The sequence below is a fragment of the Pseudomonas sp. CK-NBRI-02 genome, from assembly GCF_008124495.1.
GTDB classification, from domain to species: domain Bacteria; phylum Pseudomonadota; class Gammaproteobacteria; order Pseudomonadales; family Pseudomonadaceae; genus Aquipseudomonas; species Aquipseudomonas guariconensis.
In genome coordinates, this window is the sequence record NZ_VSJH01000015.1 from 64,646 (window position 1) to 81,696 (window position 17,051).

Genomic DNA, 17,051 nt, shown 5'->3' on the forward strand with positions numbered 1-17,051 from the left:
GTGCTCTTGAGTCTCGATCAGGCCCGTTCACTATGGGGCGCGATCTGTTTCCAGCACAGACTCAGGTGGCGCGATAAAAACCGTATCAGATGAACCGCTGGTACCTCGCAGGCCTCAGATCACGGAGCCTGGCGTGCTTGCCTTCAGATGCCTGCGGCTATCCACCGCACCGGCCACGGTGAGCGCGTCGGCCTCGGCTTCGGTGATGGGGACGCGCTGGTTGGCGAGCAGGGCCACCGACATGCGCAACTGCTCATCCGTGACGATCTCGATGTCCGGCCCTTCGGCCTCGAGGCGTAGGTCTTCGCCGATCAACGTACAGCGGCGGGTGCTTTCGTCGATTTCTACGGGCATGGCGATGTCCTCTTGGTTGGCTGTCTGCAGTTGTGACCGCGCCAAACAGGTGGTTGCTGCATCGCTGCGCTCAGTGGATTCGGTTGCACTCCCGGCAAGCCCAACGGTCCATCCCTTGAGAGGTACGAGCGTCGCTCCCACGACCTGGAGGTCTGACATGCACCCTTGGTGGCACACGGTATGGCTGGCCATACAAGCCGAGTTCGCCGACATCGCCGACCTGCGCGAGGTCACCCAGATCCTGGTGCGCTTGTTGATGGCCGCCGTGCTGGGCGCGGTGCTGGGCTTCGAGCGCGAGCACAAGGGCAAGTCCGCGGGCGTGCGCACGCACATGTTGGTGTGCCTGGGGGCGGCGCTGTTCGTCCTGGCGCCGAGCATGGCCGGCGCTGACGAGCAGGCGCTCAGCCGAGTGGTCCAGGGGATCGTCGCGGGGATCGGTTTTCTGGGCGCCGGGACGATTCTCAAAGGGAACGGCCAGGAGACCAGCCATGTGAAAGGCCTGACCACCGCCGCCGGATTGTGGATGACCGCCGCCATCGGCACGGCCGCGGGTGTGGGGCGTGAGGCCACTGCCGTGATCAGCACGGTGCTGGCGCTGCTGGTGCTGGGCAGCATGCCGCTGCTGGTGGAGAAGCTTGAAGGCGAGGATGAAGGGAAGCAGGAGGAGGAGCGTGACAGGAAGCACTGAGGGGAGCCGAAGCTCCCCTCAAAGCGTTGTTGCCTGCTCTTTTTTTTATTATTGGAGACTGGCCTGTTGTTGTTTTTGTCAGCCATTGCCTCGGTAGTGCGGGTGGCCCCCACTCGGGGCACAAGAGCAAACGTATTTTTTTGAGCGCTGACCTGCTTTCATCATTGCTGATCCGATGCTGACTGCCGCTACCTTGCAGGTAGTTTTATTGTTCTGTGTCAGACCGCGAGGGCGAACCCTCTGAAAAGCGTGCCTACTCCAAAAAAATCTGCTTGCTACGCCTCTGCCGTGTTGTTCTTGTTATGTCAGAGCCGTTACCTATTGTTTTTATTGGGTGTCACGTTGTTGTTCTTGTTATGCCAGAGATAAAGCAGATGCCATGCCAACTTTTTAAAATCCTTTAAAATCAATGCCTTGTCTGAATTCGCAGAAGCCGGGCCACCTGAAAATCTGTCGATTTGTTTCCCTGTTACCCGATTTTTTGCTGGCAAACGGGGGTGAGGTAACACTCACCCACACACATGTGACACCCGTATGACTTATTGAGCGCTACGCGCCCGTGCAACCCGCGACCCCGTGACGCGGCCCAGCACCGAACTGATGCGCTGGCCGGCCGCGATCAGGCGCTCCAGGTCGATGCCGGTGTCGATTCCCAGGCCTTGCATGAGGTACACAACATCCTCGGTGGCAACGTTGCCGGTCGCGCCCTTGGCGTACGGACAGCCGCCCAGGCCCGCCACGGAACTGTCGAAGACCTGGATGCCTTCGAGCAGACTGGCATAGACATTGGTCAGGGCCTGGCCGTAGGTGTCATGGAAATGCCCGGCCAATTGCCCACGTGGCACCTGGGCCGAGACCACCTCGAACAACCGGCGTGTTTCGCCAGCGGTACCGGTGCCGATGGTGTCGCCCAAAGACACTTCGTAGCAGCCCATCTCATGCAGTGCCCGCGCCACCGGCGCGACCTGCTCGGCGCTGACCTTGCCTTCGTAAGGGCAGCCCAGCACGCACGACACATAACCGCGCACGCGCACGCCATGGCTGCGCGCCGCCTCCATGATCGGCTCGAAGCGCTTGAGGCTCTCGCTGATCGAGCAATTGATGTTGCGCTGTGAGAACGCCTCGGATGCGGCGGCGAATACCGCCACTTCTTTCACCCCAGCTGCCAGGGCGTCTTCGAAACCGCGCAAGTTGGGCGCCAGGGCGGCGTAGGTCACGCCTGGGCGTTGCTTGATGGCGGCGAACACCTCGGCTGAGCCGGCCATCTGCGGTACCCATTTGGGCGAGACGAAGCTGCCCACCTCGATATAGGACAACCCGGCCTCGGTGAGCTCGTCCACCAGGCGCACTTTGTCCGCGACGCTGATGGGCTGGGCTTCGTTCTGCAGGCCGTCGCGCGGGCCGACTTCGACCAGGCGGACTTTCTCGGGCAATGACATGGCGGGGTTCCTGTGTCAGGTCAACGGTTATTGTGATTGTGCTGGTTGAGGGTGGCGGCCAGGGCCTGTTCGCAGCGTTCCTGGGCAGTGTCCAGCTCCAGGTGCATTTGCTGGATATCGAGCATCTGCTGTTCCAACTGAGCGCGGCGCTCGGCGATCTTGGCCAGCATGCTGTTGAGCTGCTTGAGATTGCCGCTGGTAGGGTCATACAGCTCGATCAGCTCCCGGCATTCGGCCAGGGAGAAACCGATGCGCTTGCCGCGCAGGATCAGCTTCAAGGTGACCTTGTCGCGCGCCGAATAGATGCGCTCCAGGCCTCGACGTTCGGGGCTCAGCAGGCCTTGCTCCTCATAGAAGCGAATCGCGCGGGTGGTGATGTCCAGCTCGCGGGACAGGTCGGAGATGCTGTAGGTCTGGCTGCTCATGCTTGGGCTCGGAAGAGGTGATAGCCGCTAACCTAAAGGCTGCTTGACGTAAACGTCAAGCAGGCGCTGCTGGCCCCTGGGATTGGGCCGATCGCCGGAAGCCATTTGGCGTCTGGCCGGACAGGCGCTTGAAGAACCGGGCGAAGTAGGTCGGGTCGGTGAAGCCCAGGCGGTCTGACAGCTGGCCGATGCTCATGCGCGTGTACACCAGGTTGCGTCGTGCTTCCAGCAACAGGCGCTGGTGAACGACTTGCAGAGCGGTCTGCCCGGCCAGGTCCCGGCACAGCTGGTTGAGACGCAGGCTGGAAATACCCAGCTTCGCCGCGAAGTCTTCGACCGACAGGTGCTCGCGGTAATGGGCTTCCACCAAGCGCAGGTATCGGCTTAGCAATTGCCGGTCGCGTTCATCTCGGTTGCGCGGGGCCTGGCCCAGTTGTTGGCGACGGCTGATCCACACCATCAGTGCGGTGAGCAGCGCCTGCAGCATGGCGCCCCGCCCGGGCGCGTGGCCCTGGTATTCCTGCTGCAGCGTGTCGATCAGACCGTGCAGGCGGATACGGTCCTTGCCCAGCGGGTAGCAACCCACCGACGTCAGCACTGCCAGGGGTGCGCCGAGGCGCTGCTCCAGATCGGCCACCAGGGCGGTGCCGAACGTCAGCACGTGGCCCTGGATGTCGGCGCTGAAACGAAACCCATGCACGGTCAGCGGAGGGACCACCTGAATCGCCGCTTCGTGGATTTCGCTGCGCTGGCCTTCGATCTGTACCTGCGCCCGGCCCCTTTGCACGTAAAGCAGCTGGAACAGCTCGGCATGGCGATGGGGCTTGATTTCCCAGTGGTGCAAACGGCTGCGCGCAGGGATCGACTCGCAATGCAGCAAGTCGGCACCGGGCCAGGCCTGGTTTTCGCCGTAGAGCTGGAACAGTGGCACTCCGGGAAGTCGGGTGGTCATGGCATGTCTGTCCGTTAATCGAACGAAATTTGCAAAAGTGCAGTTAATGCACGGGATTTCACACTTTTTGCCAGGCAGTGGCCAGTAAAAATGCAGGTGCAAACCCAAATCTGCAGATGCCAAGGCATGCGTTGCCAGTACCGGCATCGATACGACGAGACAACAACAATGAAGACTCAGGTTGCAATCATCGGGGCTGGTCCGTCCGGCCTGCTGCTTGGCCAGTTGCTGCACAGAGCTGGCATCGACACCGTGATCCTCGAACGTCAGACCCCAGACTACGTGCTCGGCCGCATCCGTGCCGGCGTGCTGGAGCAAGGCACGGTCGACCTGTTGCGCGAGGCGGGTGTCGCCGAACGCATGGATCGTGAAGGACTGGTGCATGAGGGCGTCGAGCTGCTAGTCGGCGGTCGTCGCCAACGCCTTGACCTGAAGGCCCTCACCGGCGGCAAAACAGTCATGGTGTACGGCCAGACCGAGGTCACCCGTGACCTCATGCAGGCCCGCCAGGCCAGCGGTGCGCCGATCGTCTATTCGGCCAGCCAGGTGCAGTTGCACGGGCTGAACTCTTCACAGCCCTTTGTCACTTTCGAGCAGGACGGCCGACGCCTGCGCGTGGACTGCGATTACATTGCCGGATGCGATGGTTTCCACGGTGTGTCGCGCCAGAGCATCCCTGCGGGGGTGCTCAAGCAATACGAGCGTGTCTATCCGTTCGGCTGGCTGGGCCTCTTGGCCGATACGCCGCCGGTCAACCACGAGCTGATCTACGCCCACCATGAGCGCGGGTTCGTGCTGTGCAGCCAGCGTTCCCACACCCGCAGCCGCTACTACCTGCAGGTGCCGCTGCAAGAGCGTGTGGAAGATTGGAGCGACGAGCGCTTTTGGGAAGAGCTCAAGGCGCGGCTGCCAGAGGACGTGGCGGCACGACTGGTCACCGGGGCGGCGCTGGAGAAAAGCATCGCACCGCTGCGCAGCCAGGTGGTCGAGCCCATGCAGTTCGGCCGGCTTTTTTTGCTCGGCGATGCCGCGCACATCGTCCCGCCCACGGGTGCCAAGGGGCTTAACCTGGCGGCGTCGGACGTCAATTACCTCTACCGGATCCTGGTCAAGGTCTACCGCGAAGGGCGTACCGACCTGCTGGCTCAGTACTCGCCCCTGGCCCTGCGCCGGGTGTGGAAGGGTGAGCGCTTCAGCTGGTTCATGACCCAGTTGCTGCATGACTTCGGCGAGCATCAGGATGACTGGGACCGCAAGATGCAGGAAGCTGACCGGGAGTATTACCTCAGCTCGCCGGCCGGGTTGGTGAACATTGCCGAGAACTATGTGGGGTTGCCGTTCGAGGCGGTGGAGTAGGGCGGACGGCTCCATTCGCCCTCATTTCTCCAGTAACGCCACGATCTCCCGATATCCTCGCTGCTGCGCGTGCTCCAGTGCCGTCACGCCGTCCTTGTCGGCGATCGCCGGGTCCGCCCCGGCCGCCAGTAGCCGGCGGACGATGTCCACGTGACGCGGGCCACCATCGCCAAGGATCACCGCCTCCAGCAAGGCGGTCCAGTGCAGGCGGTTGAGATGGTTCACGTCGACACCTGCGTCGATCAGCATCTGTACGGTCTGCACATGGCCGCGTTCGGCGGCGGGAATCAGCGCGGTGCCACCGTAGCGGTTGGTGCTCTTGAGGTCGGCACCGTGATTCAGGGTCAGTCGCAGGATCTCGTTCAGACCACGGGCCCCGGCATATAAATAAGGACTGTCCTGGATGTCGTCCTTGGCATTGACGTCGGCGCCAGCTTCTATCAGCACCTTGGCTGTCGCGACCTCATTGGCGTGGGTGGCCACCAGCAGCGCGGTGCGGCGCCGAGCGTCCCGCGCATCGACGTTGGCGCCTTCATCGAGCAGACGGCGTACGGCAGAAGCATCGCCACGCTGGGCGGCATCGAGCAGTTGGGTATCCATGGCAAGGGTCTCGGCGTGGGCGACAACGCTGATGAGCAAGGCGAAGAGGGCGGCGAACGGCAAGCGCATGGGAGAGGCTCCTGAATGACCGGTCTTCATCCTAGGAAATACCCTTGAGTGCTTGAAGTTAATTCTGCGCATGAACATCAGTGCATTTCTGGATATACCCCTGTTTTCGGGCTTTTGCGCAGGTTCGGCTAAAATCGCTGGTTTTGGCGCCCTGCGCCTGCCCTCGAATTACAGGATGTCCTTCTTGAAAAGGCCTTTACCCGTTGTAGTGCGTGTCACGGCTCTGTGTTGCCTGGCGACCTTGACCAGTTGTGGCTGGGGTGGACGAACGGCAGAAACGCCCTCGGTCTTGCCGTTGCCACCCGAGCTCGACTCCGGCTACCGCGCCGGGTTAAAGCCGACTCATGCCAGCCGGCACATGGCTGCCGCCGCCAACCCCTTGGCCAGTGACGCAGGGCGCTCGGTGTTGCGCGCAGGTGGCAGCGCCATCGATGCTGCCATCGCCATGCAGGCGGTGCTCACCTTGGTCGAACCGCAGTCCAGCGGTATCGGTGGAGGGGCGTTCATCCTCTATTGGGACGGGCACCAGGTCCAGGCCTTCGACGGTCGTGAAACCGCGCCCTCGCAGGTTACGCCGAACCTGTTCCTTAAGTCTGACGGCACGCCCATGGCATTTCGTGACGCCCAGATCGGCGGCCGCTCAGTGGCCGTACCCGGCGTGCTGCGCGCCTTGCATTTGGCCCATGAACAGCATGGTCGACTGCCATGGCGCGACCTGTTTGCCCCGGCCATCGCCTTGGCCCGCGACGGTTTCCCGATGTCCAAGCGATTGCACACACTGCTGGCAGCGGACACCTATGTCGCCGGCTCGCCCGGCATGGCCCGCTATTTTCTCGATGCCCAAGGCAAGCCCTTGGCGGTCGGCACGCTTCTGAAGAACCCCGAGCTTGCACAGACGCTGGAACTGATCGCCACGCAGGGGCCTGATGCGTTCTACACCGGCGACATTGCCCAGGCGATGGTCGAGGCTGTGCGCGGCCATGCCAACCCCGGCCTGCTGTCGCTCGAAGACCTGCGCCGCTACCAGGCCAAGGAGCGCACGCCCGTCTGTGGGCCCTACAAGATCTGGCGCATTTGCGGCATGCCACCGCCATCCTCCGGTGGCGTCGCGGTATTGCAGACCCTGGGCATCCTCGAAGCCCTGCAGTCGGCCACGCCGTCGCTGGACTTGGCCAGCATGGCACCGACGCAGGCGGCGTCGGTGGCGGGTCTGGAACCCGCGCCCATGGCGGTTCACCTGATTGCCGAGGCCGAGCGCCTGGCCTACGCCGATCGTGCTCAGTATCTGGCTGATAGCGACTATGTGGCGGTGAATCTCCAAGGGCTGACCAACAAGGCGTACCTGGCGAGTCGTGCCCGGCTGATCGCCCCGAGCAGCATGAAGCACGCCGAGGCCGGTACACCGCCGGGTAACAACTTGGCCCTGTCGCCTGACCGGTCTCCCTTGCGCATTGCCACCTCCCATGTCTCGGCCGTCGACGATCTGGGCGGTGCGGTTGCCATGACCACGTCCGTGGAGGCCGCTTTTGGCTCGCACCTGTTCGTCAAAGGATTTCTGCTGAACAACCACCTGACCGACTTCTCGTTCGTACCCAGTGCAGACGGCAAGCCCGTCGCCAATGCGGTCGCTCCCGGCAAGCGACCGCTGTCCTCGATGTCGCCGACACTGGTATTCACACGTGAGTCCGGCGAACTGCTGGCCAGTCTGGGCTCACCCGGTGGCTCGCAGATCATCGGTTACGTGAACAAGGCATTGATCGGCCTGTTGGATTGGAAGCTCGATCCCCAAGCGGCCATCAACCTGCCCAACTTCGGCAGTCGCAACCTCGGCACCGAGGTGGAAGCGGGGTTGGCAAGCCCAGCCCTGATACAGGCGCTTCAAGCCCGCGGCCATGAGGTGACACCGATGACGATGACCAGCGGGACGCAGATCATCCAGCGCACCGCTGACGGCTGGTCGGCGGGTGCCGATCCTCGGCGCGAAGGGACGGCGCTGGGCGACTGACGCGCTGGCGCGTGCGGTTGCCGGCGGTGTATGGGCGTGCTAGAAGTCGGGTCTGTCATTCAGAAGTTGAATACACCGATGTCTATCAGCGTTAAACCGAATAGGGCCCTGTTCGACCTCGACCTGCTGCGCGCCATTGTCGTGGTGGCCGACTGCGGCAGTTTCACCACGGCGGCGACGCGCTTGCACTCCACCCAGTCGACCATCAGCCAGAAAGTACGCCGGCTGGAGGACATGGTGGGGCACCGCCTGCTGGTGCGAGGCAACCGCGACGTGCTGCCCACGGACGCAGGGCAGACACTGCTGGGTTATGCCCGGCACATGCTGGCGCTGAACGACCAGATGCTCGAAGCCCTGGCGGGGGCGATGGTTGGCGTGACGGTGCGCTTGGGAGTACCTGAGGATTTCGTCGGTGGGCGCACCACCAATGCCTTGTCGGCATTCAGTCGACGCCATCCTCAGGTCAAGTTGGAGGTTACCAGCGGGTTGTGCCGGGACCTGAGCCAAGCCTATGACAACGGCGAATTGGATCTGGTGTTGCTCAAGCAGCGGCGTAATGCGAGGGAAGGGGTGGCGTGCTGGCCTGAGCGATTGCAGTGGATCGACAGTGCCCGGACACCGGCCTTCGAACTCGACCCGATCCCACTGGTGACTTTTCCGCCGCGGGGGTTGTATCGCGATGACATGATTACCGCGATCGAGGGGATGGGGCGGCGTTGGCGTATCAGCTTTACCAGCTCCAGCTTGAGCGGGATACAAGCGGCGGTGGCCGATGGCATGGGGATCAGTCTGTTGCCGCCGCGGGCGGCGACGGCGGAGCACCGGGTGTTGGGAGTGGAGCAGGGGCTGCCGGAGGTCGATAGCTACGAGATCGTGGTGGTGCATCGGCCGACGGCGGATGGAATGGTTCGGGCGTTGGCCGAGGTGCTCATGGAGTTGCTTGCGGCGCACGAGATTTGATTTGGCGTTGGTTGTTGTTGGTTGTTGGTTGTTGGTTGTTGGTTGTTGGTTTTGAGGTTTGTGGGCTTATCCGTTTGATTTGTCGGCGCTGATTCACCTTTCCGCCCTTACGGCGGGTCACTTTTGGTCTTGGCCAAAAGTAACCAAAAGCCGCGCGCCCCTGCATCCGGCCCGGCGCTTCGCACCGGGTCCCCTCGCTGCGGTGTCTTACGGGGCCTCGCGGCCTCCGGCTGGCGTAGCAAGCCGGAGGCCGCGAAGCCCCGAAAGGCACCGGAGCGCAGGGAACCCCGGAGCGCAGCGCAGGGGCCGGATGTGGGAGCCAACGGTTTTTGCCTACTTTTGCCCAAGAGCAAAAGTAGGTCGCCGTAAAGGCGAAAAGCGCCGGTAGCGCCCCCACCAAACCCGGATATTCACCCAGCCTGAAAGCCCAAGCCCAAGCCCAAGCCCAAGCCCAAGCCCAAGCCCTCACTCATGACAACACTGCCCAGCCCGCGCCCCCACCTCATACCGATCATGATGCCGCACCCAATCCATCGTCCCCCCCTCATTCCTCCCCAACGGCGCAATGTCGAGAAAGTTGTAAGCCCCCACCAGAATGTCCAACCCCCGCGCATACGTGGAATAGGTGTGATAGACCGCCCCATTCCCGTCCCGGTAGAACGCACTGAGCCCTGGCAGCTCCCGCTCATTCCCCGCATAAGCCTCGTAGTTGTACTGCCCAGACCCATCCGTGGCGACACTCACCCCAAAGTCCTCGTTGAAACTGCCACCGTGTGACGAGAACCAAGGAAACCGCCACCCCATCCGCCGCCGGAAGTCCTGGAACTGGCCATAGGGCGCCCGCGACACCGCGACCAGCGAAACGTCATGGTGCGCCAGGTGCAGGTTGGCACCGTCGAAATGATCGGCCAGGAACGAACACCCCGGGCAGCCCTCGCTCCAACCGTCGGCGAACATGAAGTGATAGACCAGCAGTTGGCTGCGCCCGGCAAACAGGTCCGTCAGCCCCAGCTCGCCATCGGGCCCGTGGAAGCGGTAAGGCTGTTCGACTTTGACCCACGGCAAGGCCCGCCTGGCCGCTGCCACTTCGTCACGCTGATGAGTAAGGGCTTTTTCATGCAGCCAGAGCTGGCGCCGGACGGCGAGCCACTCGCTTCGGGTCACCACTGGGTGCTTGATGTCTGGATTGTTCATGACGCTGGCTCCACGTGAGGGATTCAGCGAATGGTCGAATGGCGGCTGTTGGATTCGACAAAGGCTTGCCCCCTCACGACGAATGGTGCAGTAGCCCGGATGAATTCGAGTGATATCATCAGGCCACTAACCACAAGGAGCTGTGCATGCGCTGGCGTTGTCTGTCGTTATTTCTGTTGACTCTTCTGCTCGGCATCACGTCGGCCCAGGCGGCTAACACCCCGTGCTCGGGTCGCAAGGGTGGGATTGCAGGGTGTGACGGCGAGATCTTCCTGTGCAACGACGGTTCGATCAGCGCTTCGAAGAAAAACTGCAGCGCGTTATACGGGAGCCGTTCCGCGCGCCCGGCAGTGCAGTCATTGCGCGCCAGCGACGAAGGCTGCGGATGCGGCAGTGGCAACTACTGCACGGGCCCGCGAGGCGGGGTGTATTGCCTGACACCCTCGGGCAACAAAAGCTACCGTCGACGCTAGCCGGCCATCTCGTCTATCAACGCCCACAACCGCGTGTCGTTGAAATCTTCGACCACCAATCGCGCCCCGGCAGCGAGCAATCGCTCGGCAGTCTGGGTAGTGGCGATGCCCACTGTGAAGATGCCTGCATCGCTGGCAGCCTTTACGCCGGGCAGGGAGTCCTCGAAGGCCAGGGCCTGGCTGGCCGTGGCTGCAAGGCGCTGCAGGCCAGTCAGGTAGGGCAGCGGGTCGGGCTTGGGGCGGGCCAGTTCCTCGGCCACCAGTACATGTCCGAAACATCCCTCCAGGCCCATGGCTTTCAGCATGTGCTCGGCATTGAGGCGGGGCGCATTGGTCACCACGCACATACCGATTTCATGCTGCCGGGCGTAGGTCATCAGGCGTGCCAGCCCGGGCATGGGCGTCAGCCGAGGCGACAGTTCGCGGAATAACGCCTCCTTGCGCTCGGCCAGGGCCAGGCATTGGGCCGGGCTGCAGAGAGGAAAAAGCTCGGCGAACAGCTCTCCGTTGGCCCGCCCGCTGACCTGGGCCTCGAACTGCGCTTGGCTCAGCTCGCGGCCGTCATGCTCGCGCAGCAACTGGCGGAAGGCCTGCAAATGCAGGGTATCGGTATCGGTGAGGGTTCCATCGAGGTCGAACAGCAGGGCGGTCAGCATCGGGTATCCAAAAGGGGAAAACGTCAATCCGGCCATGATAGCCAAACCGGACGACGAAGGGGGCTGTTCACTGTACGCCGAAAAGAGTACAAATGTACTCCATGGATAACATGACCCCCAAACGCCGCGCCATTCTCGAATTCATCCGCGAGCGCATCGCCGATCACGGCCAGCCCCCCAGCCTGGCCGACATCGCCCAGCGCTTCGGTTTTGCCTCGCGCAGCGTGGCGCGCAAGCACATCACCGCCTTGAGCCAGGCCGGCTTCATCGACGTGACACCTAACCAGGCCCGCGGCATCCGGCTGGCCGAGCCGCTGCGTCGGCCCGAGATCCTCGAAATCCCGGTGCTTGGCCAAGTGGCGGCGGGCGCGCCGATCGGTCCCGACCTGGACATCCACGAGCAGCTGTTGCTCGACCCCAGCCTGTTCCGTCGTACGCCCGACTACCTGCTCAAGGTGCGCGGCGACTCGATGATCGACGACGGCATTTTCGATGGCGATCTGGTCGGCATCCGCCAGCAGGGCGAGGCCCGCGACGGGCAGATCGTGGTCGCCCGCCTGGATGGCGAGGTGACCATCAAGCGCCTTCAGCGCATCCCCGGAGGCTATCGCCTGCTGCCACGCAACCCTGCCTATGCGCCAATCGATGTGGCGTCGGGTCGGGATTTCGTCATCGAAGGCGTGTTCTGTGGCCTGCTGAGGCGTGACTGATGGGCGCGGTAGTCGACCTCGATCGCCTGCTTGACCAGCGTCGGATCTGGCGCGGGCGCCAGGTCCAGGCACGGCCTCAGGGCCTGCAGCCTACCGGCCATGCCTCGCTTGACGATCGGCTGCCCGAAGGCGGCTGGCCGGCTGCTGCACTCACGGAACTGCTGCTGGCCAGTCCTGGCTGCGGTGAGCTGCAATTGCTCTGGCCAAGCCTGGCGCGCCTGACCGGTGAAGGCGGCCGGGTGGTGCTGGTGGCACCACCGTTCATTCCCTATGCGCCGGCCTGGCAGGCGGCCGGTGTCGATCTGCGCTGGTTGGCCCAGGTCGAGGCCCCTGCGGCCGAAGCCTTGTGGGCCGCCGAGCAGTGCCTGCGCTCCGGCAGTTGCGCGGCCGTGCTGTGCTGGCCGGAGCGTGCCGATGACCGAGCCCTGCGGCGCTTGCAGGTGGCTGCCGAGACAGGGCAGGCCCTGGCGTTCGTCTGCCGCGGGCAGCAGGCTTTGCACAATCCTTCGCCAGCAGCCTTGCGTATTGCCATCGACACCCGGCCTGCCCAATGGCGGGTGCTCAAATGCCGTGGCGGCTTGTCGCCGGCAGCGCCCATCGCCTGCCCGGTGCGGAGCTGATGCAGCATGCTGTGGGCGTGTATCGTGTTTCCGCAACTGGCGTTGGACAGCGTCCTGCGTGAGCGTGACGACCCTGGCGCCCCCCTGGTGCTGATCGGCGGGCCGCAGCAGCGGCGGGTGGTGCAATCGGTCAATGCGGCGGCTGCGGCGCTGGGCCTGCGGGCCGGGCAAACCCTCACGACCGCCCGTGCCCTGGCTGATGGCTTCACGTGCGTGGAGGCCGACCCTGCACGCATCGAGCAGCTCCAGCAGTTGCTCGCCACTTGGGCCTACCGCTTCAGTGGCCAGGTCAGTCGGCACTACCCGCGGGCATTGCTCTTGGAGGTCGGTTCAAGTCTGGGGCTGTTCGGGCCCTGGCCGGCGTTCGAGGCTCGATTGCGTCTGGAGCTGGACGAACTGGGGCTGCGTCACCGTATTGTCCTGGCCACCAACCCGGTGGCCGCGCGCGTGCTCGCCAATGGTCATGACGGCTTGGCAGTGATGACGGTGGAGGATACCCGGGCTGCCCTGGCATGCATGCCTGTCGACAAGATCGGTCTGCCCCCGGAGGCGGCGACGGCGTTCGCCCGCATGGGGCTGCGCCATCTCGGTGAAGTCCTGGCCCTGCCACGCGATGCGCTGGCCCGGCGCTTTGCCGCCCAGGTGCAGGTGCACCTGGACCAGTTGCTCGGCCTGCGCAGCCTGGGCCTGGCCTACCATCAACCAGCGGAGCGCTTCGAGGTGCGGCTGGAGCTGAACTTCGATGTCGAATCGCACCAGGCGTTGTTGTTCCCCTTGCGCCGTCTGCTGAGCGACCTGGCGGTCTTTCTCGCGGGGCGGGACTGCGGCGTCCTGCGCTTCCACCTGTACCTGGAACATGCCCAAGGGCCGGCGACCGAGCTCAAGGTCGGTCTGCTGGCCGCCGAGCGCGATGCTGCCAGGCTGTTCGAGCTGGCACGCGGGCGCCTGGAGTCGCTGCGCATTCCTGCGCCGGTACGTAACCTTCGTTTACTGGCCGAGGACCTGCCACCTTTCGTGCCCCAGCACCAGGCACTGTTCGACCCTCGGGCCCAACAGGCCCAACCCTGGGAGCAGCTGCGCGAACGCCTGCGGGCGCGCCTGGGCGACGATGCGGTCAAGGCGCTGAGCGCCGAAGCCGATCACCGTCCCGAATGCGCTTGGCAGCCGGTGGAGCAGGGGGCCTTGGGCGTATTGCTGGTCGCGCCAGGCAGCCGCCCTGGCTGGCTGCTACCTGAGCCCCAGCCGCTGAGCGAAGCAGGCTTGCGCCGGTTGGGGCGGGCCGAGCGTATCGAGTCGGGTTGGTGGGACGGCGGCGACGTGCGTCGTGACTACTACCGCATCGAGACCCGTGATGGTTTGCAGGGGTGGGCCTATGACGACCTGAGCAAGCCCGGGCAGTTGTGGCTGCAGGGGTGGTTCGCATGAGTCTGTTGGATTACGCCGAGCTGCATTGCCTGTCGAATTTCAGCTTCCAACGCGGGGCCTCCAGTGCCGACGAGCTGTTCAAGCGGGCCAAGGCCTTGGGTTACCAGGCCCTGGCGATCACCGACGAATGCACCCTGGCCGGCATCGTCCGCGCCTGGCAGGCAGCCCGGCAGGAGGGTGTACGGCTTATCGTCGGGAGCGAAGTACAGCTTCATGGGGGCGCCAAGCTGGTGCTGCTGGTCGAAAGCCTCGAGGGCTACCAGAACCTCTGCGCACTGATCACTCGGGCGCGACGCCGGTCGGAAAAAGGCACCTACCAATTGCTCCGCGAGGACTTGCAAGCCCATTGCCAGGGTCTGCTGGCGCTGTGGGTTGCCCAGCCCGGGGATGCACCGGCCAATGGGCTATGGCTGAAGTCGCTGTTCGGCGAGCGGCTGTGGCTGGCGGTGCACCTGCATCGAGGGTGCGACGATGCCCGGCGTCTGCAACAACTGCACGTCCTGGCGGGCCAGGTGGGGATTCGCGCGGTGGCGTGCGGCGACGTACATATGCATGTCCGGGGCCGGCGCGCCCTGCAGGACTGCATGACTGCAATCCGCCAGCATTGCACCCTGGCAGAGGCCGGCCGCTACCTGTACCCCAATGGCGAGCGCCACCTGCGCACCTTGACCGAGCTTGGCGAGCTGTATCCGCCCGACCTGCTGGCCGAAACCCAGGTCATTGCCCACCGCTGTCGCTTCGGCCTGGATGAGCTGAAATACCAGTACCCCAGCGAAGTGGTGCCGCAAGGACACACCCCCGCCAGCTGGTTGCGCCATCTGTGCCAGTCGCGCTTGCCCGAACGCTGGCCGCAAGGTGTCAGCCGCAAGGCGCTGGACACCTTGGACAAAGAGTTACGACTGATCACCGAGCTGGGTTACGAAAGCTACTTTCTCACCGTCTACGACATCGTCGATTTCGCTCGCAAACAGGGCATCCTCTGCCAAGGGCGGGGCTCTGCCGCCAACTCGGTGGTGTGTTTCGTGCTGGGCATCACCGAACTGGACCCGATGGAGCATCGGCTGCTGTTCGAGCGCTTCCTGTCCCGTGAGCGCAACGAGCCGCCGGACATCGACGTGGACTTCGAGCATGACCGCCGGGAAGAGGTCATCCAGTATGTGTTCCGTCGCTATGGCCGTGACCGGGCGGCGCTCACGGCAGTGGTCAACACCTACCATGCCGCCGGCGCGATACGTGATGTGGCCCGGGCCCTGGGGCTGCCGGCCGACCAGGTCGACGCCCTGGCCAAGTGCTGCGGGCGCTGGAGCGACCGCATCCCCGATGCCCAGCGCCTGGCCGAGGCGGGTTTCGAGGCACAGAGCCCTTCGCTGCAACGCATCCTGGTGCTGGCTGGCCAGCTGATCGGCTTTCCCAGGCACCTGTCGCAGCACCCAGGGGGCTTCGTCATCTGCCAGCAGCCGCTGGACCGCCTGGTGCCGGTGGAGAACGCCGCCATGGCGCAGCGCACGGTGATCCAGTGGGACAAAGACGACCTCGACCTGGTCGGCCTGCTCAAGGTCGATGTGCTGGCCTTGGGCATGCTCAGCGCCTTGCGCCGCTGCTTCGACCTGTTGGCCCGTCACCGAGACCGGCACCTGACCTTGGCGACTATCCCCAAGGAAGACCCCGCCACCTACGCCATGATCAGCCGCGCCGAGACCATGGGTGTGTTCCAGATCGAGTCGCGGGCGCAGATGGCCATGCTGCCGCGCCTCAAACCCAAGAAGTTCTATGACCTGGTGATCGAGGTGGCCATCGTCCGGCCCGGGCCGATCCAGGGTGACATGGTCCACCCCTACCTGCGCCGACGCCTGAAGCAGGAGAAAGTGACCTATCCCTCACCCGAACTGGAAGCTGTGTTCGAGCGTACCCTCGGGGTGCCGTTGTTCCAGGAGCAGGTGATGGAGCTGGCCATGATCGCCGCCGACTACACCCCGGGCGAGGCGGACCAGTTGCGCCGCAGCATGGCTGCCTGGAAACGCCACGGCGGCCTGGAGCCGCACCGTGAACGATTGATCAATGGCATGTTGAAGAACCGCTACGAGCGGGCCTTTGCCGAGCGGATCTTCGAGCAGATCAAGGGCTTTGGCAGTTATGGCTTCCCCGAGTCCCATGCCGCCAGCTTCGCCTTGCTCTGCTATGCCAGCAGTTGGCTCAAGTGCCATGAGCCAGCGATCTTCACCTGCGCGCTGATCAATAGCTGGCCCATGGGCTTCTACAGCCCTGATCAGCTGTTGCAGGAGGCGCGTCGCCAGGGCATCGAGGTGCGGCCGGTGGACGTGTGCCACAGCGAATGGGACTGCACCCTGGAACCGCACGGTGAGGGCGCGTTGGCGATTCGCCTGGGGTTGCGGCAGATACGCGGGTTCAGCGAGGCCGATGCCCGACGCCTCGAGCAGGCGAGGGCGCGTCAGCCCTGGCGTGATGTCGAGGACTTGTGCTTGCGCGCCGAGCTCGACAGCCGCGCCCGTGCCCGCTTGGCCGATGCCGGTGCTTTGCGTGCTTTGGCTCGCGACCGTCATCAGGCACGTTGGCACGTGGCGGCCGTGCAGGCGCAGCTGCCGTTGTTCGCCCAGGTGGAGGCTGCGCCAGAAGTGGCGGTGGAGTTGCCGGTGCCGAGCGTGGCCGAGGACCTGTTTGCCGATTACGCCACCCTGGGCACGACCCTGGGGCCACATCCTCTGGCGTTGTTGCGACGAAATCTTCGGGCATTGGGATGTCGCAGCTCTGCCGAGCTGGCGGATGTCGAGCATGGGGACAGCATCGCCGTGGCCGGCGTGGTGGTAGGGCGACAGCGGCCGCAGACCGCCAGCGGCGTGACGTTCGTTACCCTCGAAGATGAGCACGGCATGGTCAACGTAGTGGTCTGGCGTGACCTGGCTGAGCGCCAACGCAGGGCACTGGTCGGGTCGCAACTGCTCAAGGTGAGCGGACGGCTGGAGCAGGAGAAGGGCGTCCGCCACTTGATTGCCCGGCGCCTTGAGGACATCAGCCCCTTGTTGCAGGGGCTGGATGTGCGCAGCCGGGATTTTCACTAGCCTCGAACCCGATCGCGGAGAGCGCCGGGCCAAGCAGCCCCGAAGAAC

Annotated in this window: 16 protein-coding genes; 9 read left to right on the forward strand and 7 right to left on the reverse strand. The window is 64.2% G+C overall.

The features are described from left to right. Positions 1-114: 114 nt before the first annotated feature. The gene (locus DQ397_RS11325; RefSeq protein ID WP_043211257.1) at positions 115-354 is read right to left on the reverse strand and encodes a DUF3203 family protein; all 240 of its coding nucleotides are present in this window, start codon (positions 352-354) and stop codon (positions 115-117) included. A gap of 157 nt (positions 355-511) precedes the next feature. On the opposite strand from DQ397_RS11325, the gene DQ397_RS11330 reads away from it, so the two are divergent. Further along, a complete protein-coding gene (locus DQ397_RS11330) occupies positions 512-1,042 on the forward strand; it encodes an MgtC/SapB family protein (protein ID WP_043211255.1) in 531 nt (176 codons plus the stop codon). A 539-nt stretch (positions 1,043-1,581) separates the two neighbouring features. Here the strand turns inward: DQ397_RS11330 and DQ397_RS11335 are convergent. From DQ397_RS11335 to DQ397_RS11345, 3 genes are read right to left on the reverse strand one after another with little or no spacing between them, the layout of a single operon-like run. Next, entirely contained in the window at positions 1,582-2,481 is a 900-nt protein-coding gene (locus DQ397_RS11335) for a hydroxymethylglutaryl-CoA lyase (RefSeq protein ID WP_043211253.1), read from the reverse strand. A gap of 20 nt (positions 2,482-2,501) precedes the next feature. Further along, the gene (locus tag DQ397_RS11340) at positions 2,502-2,906 is read right to left on the reverse strand and encodes a MerR family DNA-binding transcriptional regulator (RefSeq protein ID WP_043211252.1); all 405 of its coding nucleotides are present in this window, start codon (positions 2,904-2,906) and stop codon (positions 2,502-2,504) included. Positions 2,907-2,961: 55 nt separating this feature from the next. Continuing rightward, on the reverse strand, positions 2,962-3,858 hold the full coding sequence (locus DQ397_RS11345) for a helix-turn-helix domain-containing protein (protein WP_043211250.1): 897 nt from the start codon (positions 3,856-3,858) through the stop codon (positions 2,962-2,964). A gap of 168 nt (positions 3,859-4,026) precedes the next feature. Between DQ397_RS11345 and pobA the strand changes: the two genes are divergently transcribed. After that, the gene (gene pobA, locus DQ397_RS11350; protein ID WP_043211248.1) at positions 4,027-5,214 is read left to right on the forward strand and encodes a 4-hydroxybenzoate 3-monooxygenase; all 1,188 of its coding nucleotides are present in this window, start codon (positions 4,027-4,029) and stop codon (positions 5,212-5,214) included. A 21-nt stretch (positions 5,215-5,235) separates the two neighbouring features. Here the strand turns inward: pobA and DQ397_RS11355 are convergent, their stop codons facing one another. Beyond that, complete coding sequence (locus tag DQ397_RS11355) at positions 5,236-5,883, reverse strand: ankyrin repeat domain-containing protein (RefSeq protein ID WP_043211245.1); 648 nt, start codon at positions 5,881-5,883, stop codon at positions 5,236-5,238. Positions 5,884-6,058: 175 nt separating this feature from the next. Here DQ397_RS11355 and ggt point away from each other — a divergent pair, with 175 nt between their 5' ends. Both ggt and DQ397_RS11365 read left to right on the forward strand, forming a co-directional pair. Further along, positions 6,059-7,888, forward strand: a complete 1,830-nt coding sequence (ggt, locus tag DQ397_RS11360) for a gamma-glutamyltransferase (protein WP_080642103.1) — start codon at positions 6,059-6,061, stop codon at positions 7,886-7,888. Between the two features lie 78 nt (positions 7,889-7,966). Then, the gene (locus DQ397_RS11365) at positions 7,967-8,848 is read left to right on the forward strand and encodes a LysR family transcriptional regulator (RefSeq protein ID WP_043211342.1); all 882 of its coding nucleotides are present in this window, start codon (positions 7,967-7,969) and stop codon (positions 8,846-8,848) included. A 465-nt stretch (positions 8,849-9,313) separates the two neighbouring features. Here the strand turns inward: DQ397_RS11365 and DQ397_RS11370 are convergent, their stop codons facing one another. Then, complete coding sequence (locus DQ397_RS11370; protein WP_043215568.1) at positions 9,314-10,042, reverse strand: thioredoxin family protein; 729 nt, start codon at positions 10,040-10,042, stop codon at positions 9,314-9,316. 146 nt (positions 10,043-10,188) lie between these two features. Between DQ397_RS11370 and DQ397_RS24725 the strand changes: the two genes are divergently transcribed. Beyond that, on the forward strand, positions 10,189-10,515 hold the full coding sequence (locus tag DQ397_RS24725; protein WP_043215571.1) for a hypothetical protein: 327 nt from the start codon (positions 10,189-10,191) through the stop codon (positions 10,513-10,515). Here DQ397_RS24725 and DQ397_RS11380 read toward each other — a convergent pair. Beyond that, positions 10,512-11,171, reverse strand: a complete 660-nt coding sequence (locus DQ397_RS11380) for an HAD family phosphatase (protein ID WP_043215573.1) — start codon at positions 11,169-11,171, stop codon at positions 10,512-10,514. The genes DQ397_RS24725 and DQ397_RS11380 overlap by 4 nt on opposite strands. 92 nt (positions 11,172-11,263) lie before the next feature. On the opposite strand from DQ397_RS11380, the gene lexA reads away from it, so the two are divergent. From lexA to DQ397_RS11400, 4 genes are read left to right on the forward strand one after another with little or no spacing between them, the layout of a single operon-like run. Then, entirely contained in the window at positions 11,264-11,881 is a 618-nt protein-coding gene (gene lexA / locus DQ397_RS11385; protein ID WP_043215574.1) for a transcriptional repressor LexA, read from the forward strand. Continuing rightward, complete coding sequence (imuA, locus tag DQ397_RS11390; RefSeq protein ID WP_043215577.1) at positions 11,881-12,501, forward strand: translesion DNA synthesis-associated protein ImuA; 621 nt, start codon at positions 11,881-11,883, stop codon at positions 12,499-12,501. The genes lexA and imuA overlap by 1 nt, the downstream gene beginning before the upstream one ends. Positions 12,502-12,507: 6 nt before the next feature. Further along, positions 12,508-13,926 (forward strand): DNA polymerase Y family protein, encoded by a 1,419-nt coding sequence (locus DQ397_RS11395; protein ID WP_043215579.1) that lies wholly within the window; start codon positions 12,508-12,510, stop codon positions 13,924-13,926. Next, entirely contained in the window at positions 13,923-17,003 is a 3,081-nt protein-coding gene (locus DQ397_RS11400) for an error-prone DNA polymerase (protein ID WP_043215581.1), read from the forward strand. The genes DQ397_RS11395 and DQ397_RS11400 overlap by 4 nt, the downstream gene beginning before the upstream one ends. The last annotated feature ends 48 nt before the right edge of the window (positions 17,004-17,051 follow it).

Coding starts and splice junctions, on each gene's coding strand:
- DQ397_RS11325 (WP_043211257.1), bottom strand. CDS start 354: ATGCCCGTAGAAATCGACGAAAGCACCCGCCGCTGTACGTTGATCGGC.
- DQ397_RS11330 (WP_043211255.1), top strand. CDS start 512: ATGCACCCTTGGTGGCACACGGTATGGCTGGCCATACAAGCCGAGTTC.
- DQ397_RS11335 (WP_043211253.1), bottom strand. CDS start 2,481: ATGTCATTGCCCGAGAAAGTCCGCCTGGTCGAAGTCGGCCCGCGCGAC.
- DQ397_RS11340 (WP_043211252.1), bottom strand. CDS start 2,906: ATGAGCAGCCAGACCTACAGCATCTCCGACCTGTCCCGCGAGCTGGAC.
- DQ397_RS11345 (WP_043211250.1), bottom strand. CDS start 3,858: ATGACCACCCGACTTCCCGGAGTGCCACTGTTCCAGCTCTACGGCGAA.
- pobA (WP_043211248.1), top strand. CDS start 4,027: ATGAAGACTCAGGTTGCAATCATCGGGGCTGGTCCGTCCGGCCTGCTG.
- DQ397_RS11355 (WP_043211245.1), bottom strand. CDS start 5,883: ATGCGCTTGCCGTTCGCCGCCCTCTTCGCCTTGCTCATCAGCGTTGTC.
- ggt (WP_080642103.1), top strand. CDS start 6,059: ATGTCCTTCTTGAAAAGGCCTTTACCCGTTGTAGTGCGTGTCACGGCT.
- DQ397_RS11365 (WP_043211342.1), top strand. CDS start 7,967: ATGTCTATCAGCGTTAAACCGAATAGGGCCCTGTTCGACCTCGACCTG.
- DQ397_RS11370 (WP_043215568.1), bottom strand. CDS start 10,042: ATGAACAATCCAGACATCAAGCACCCAGTGGTGACCCGAAGCGAGTGG.
- DQ397_RS24725 (WP_043215571.1), top strand. CDS start 10,189: ATGCGCTGGCGTTGTCTGTCGTTATTTCTGTTGACTCTTCTGCTCGGC.
- DQ397_RS11380 (WP_043215573.1), bottom strand. CDS start 11,171: ATGCTGACCGCCCTGCTGTTCGACCTCGATGGAACCCTCACCGATACC.
- lexA (WP_043215574.1), top strand. CDS start 11,264: ATGTACTCCATGGATAACATGACCCCCAAACGCCGCGCCATTCTCGAA.
- imuA (WP_043215577.1), top strand. CDS start 11,881: ATGGGCGCGGTAGTCGACCTCGATCGCCTGCTTGACCAGCGTCGGATC.
- DQ397_RS11395 (WP_043215579.1), top strand. CDS start 12,508: ATGCTGTGGGCGTGTATCGTGTTTCCGCAACTGGCGTTGGACAGCGTC.
- DQ397_RS11400 (WP_043215581.1), top strand. CDS start 13,923: ATGAGTCTGTTGGATTACGCCGAGCTGCATTGCCTGTCGAATTTCAGC.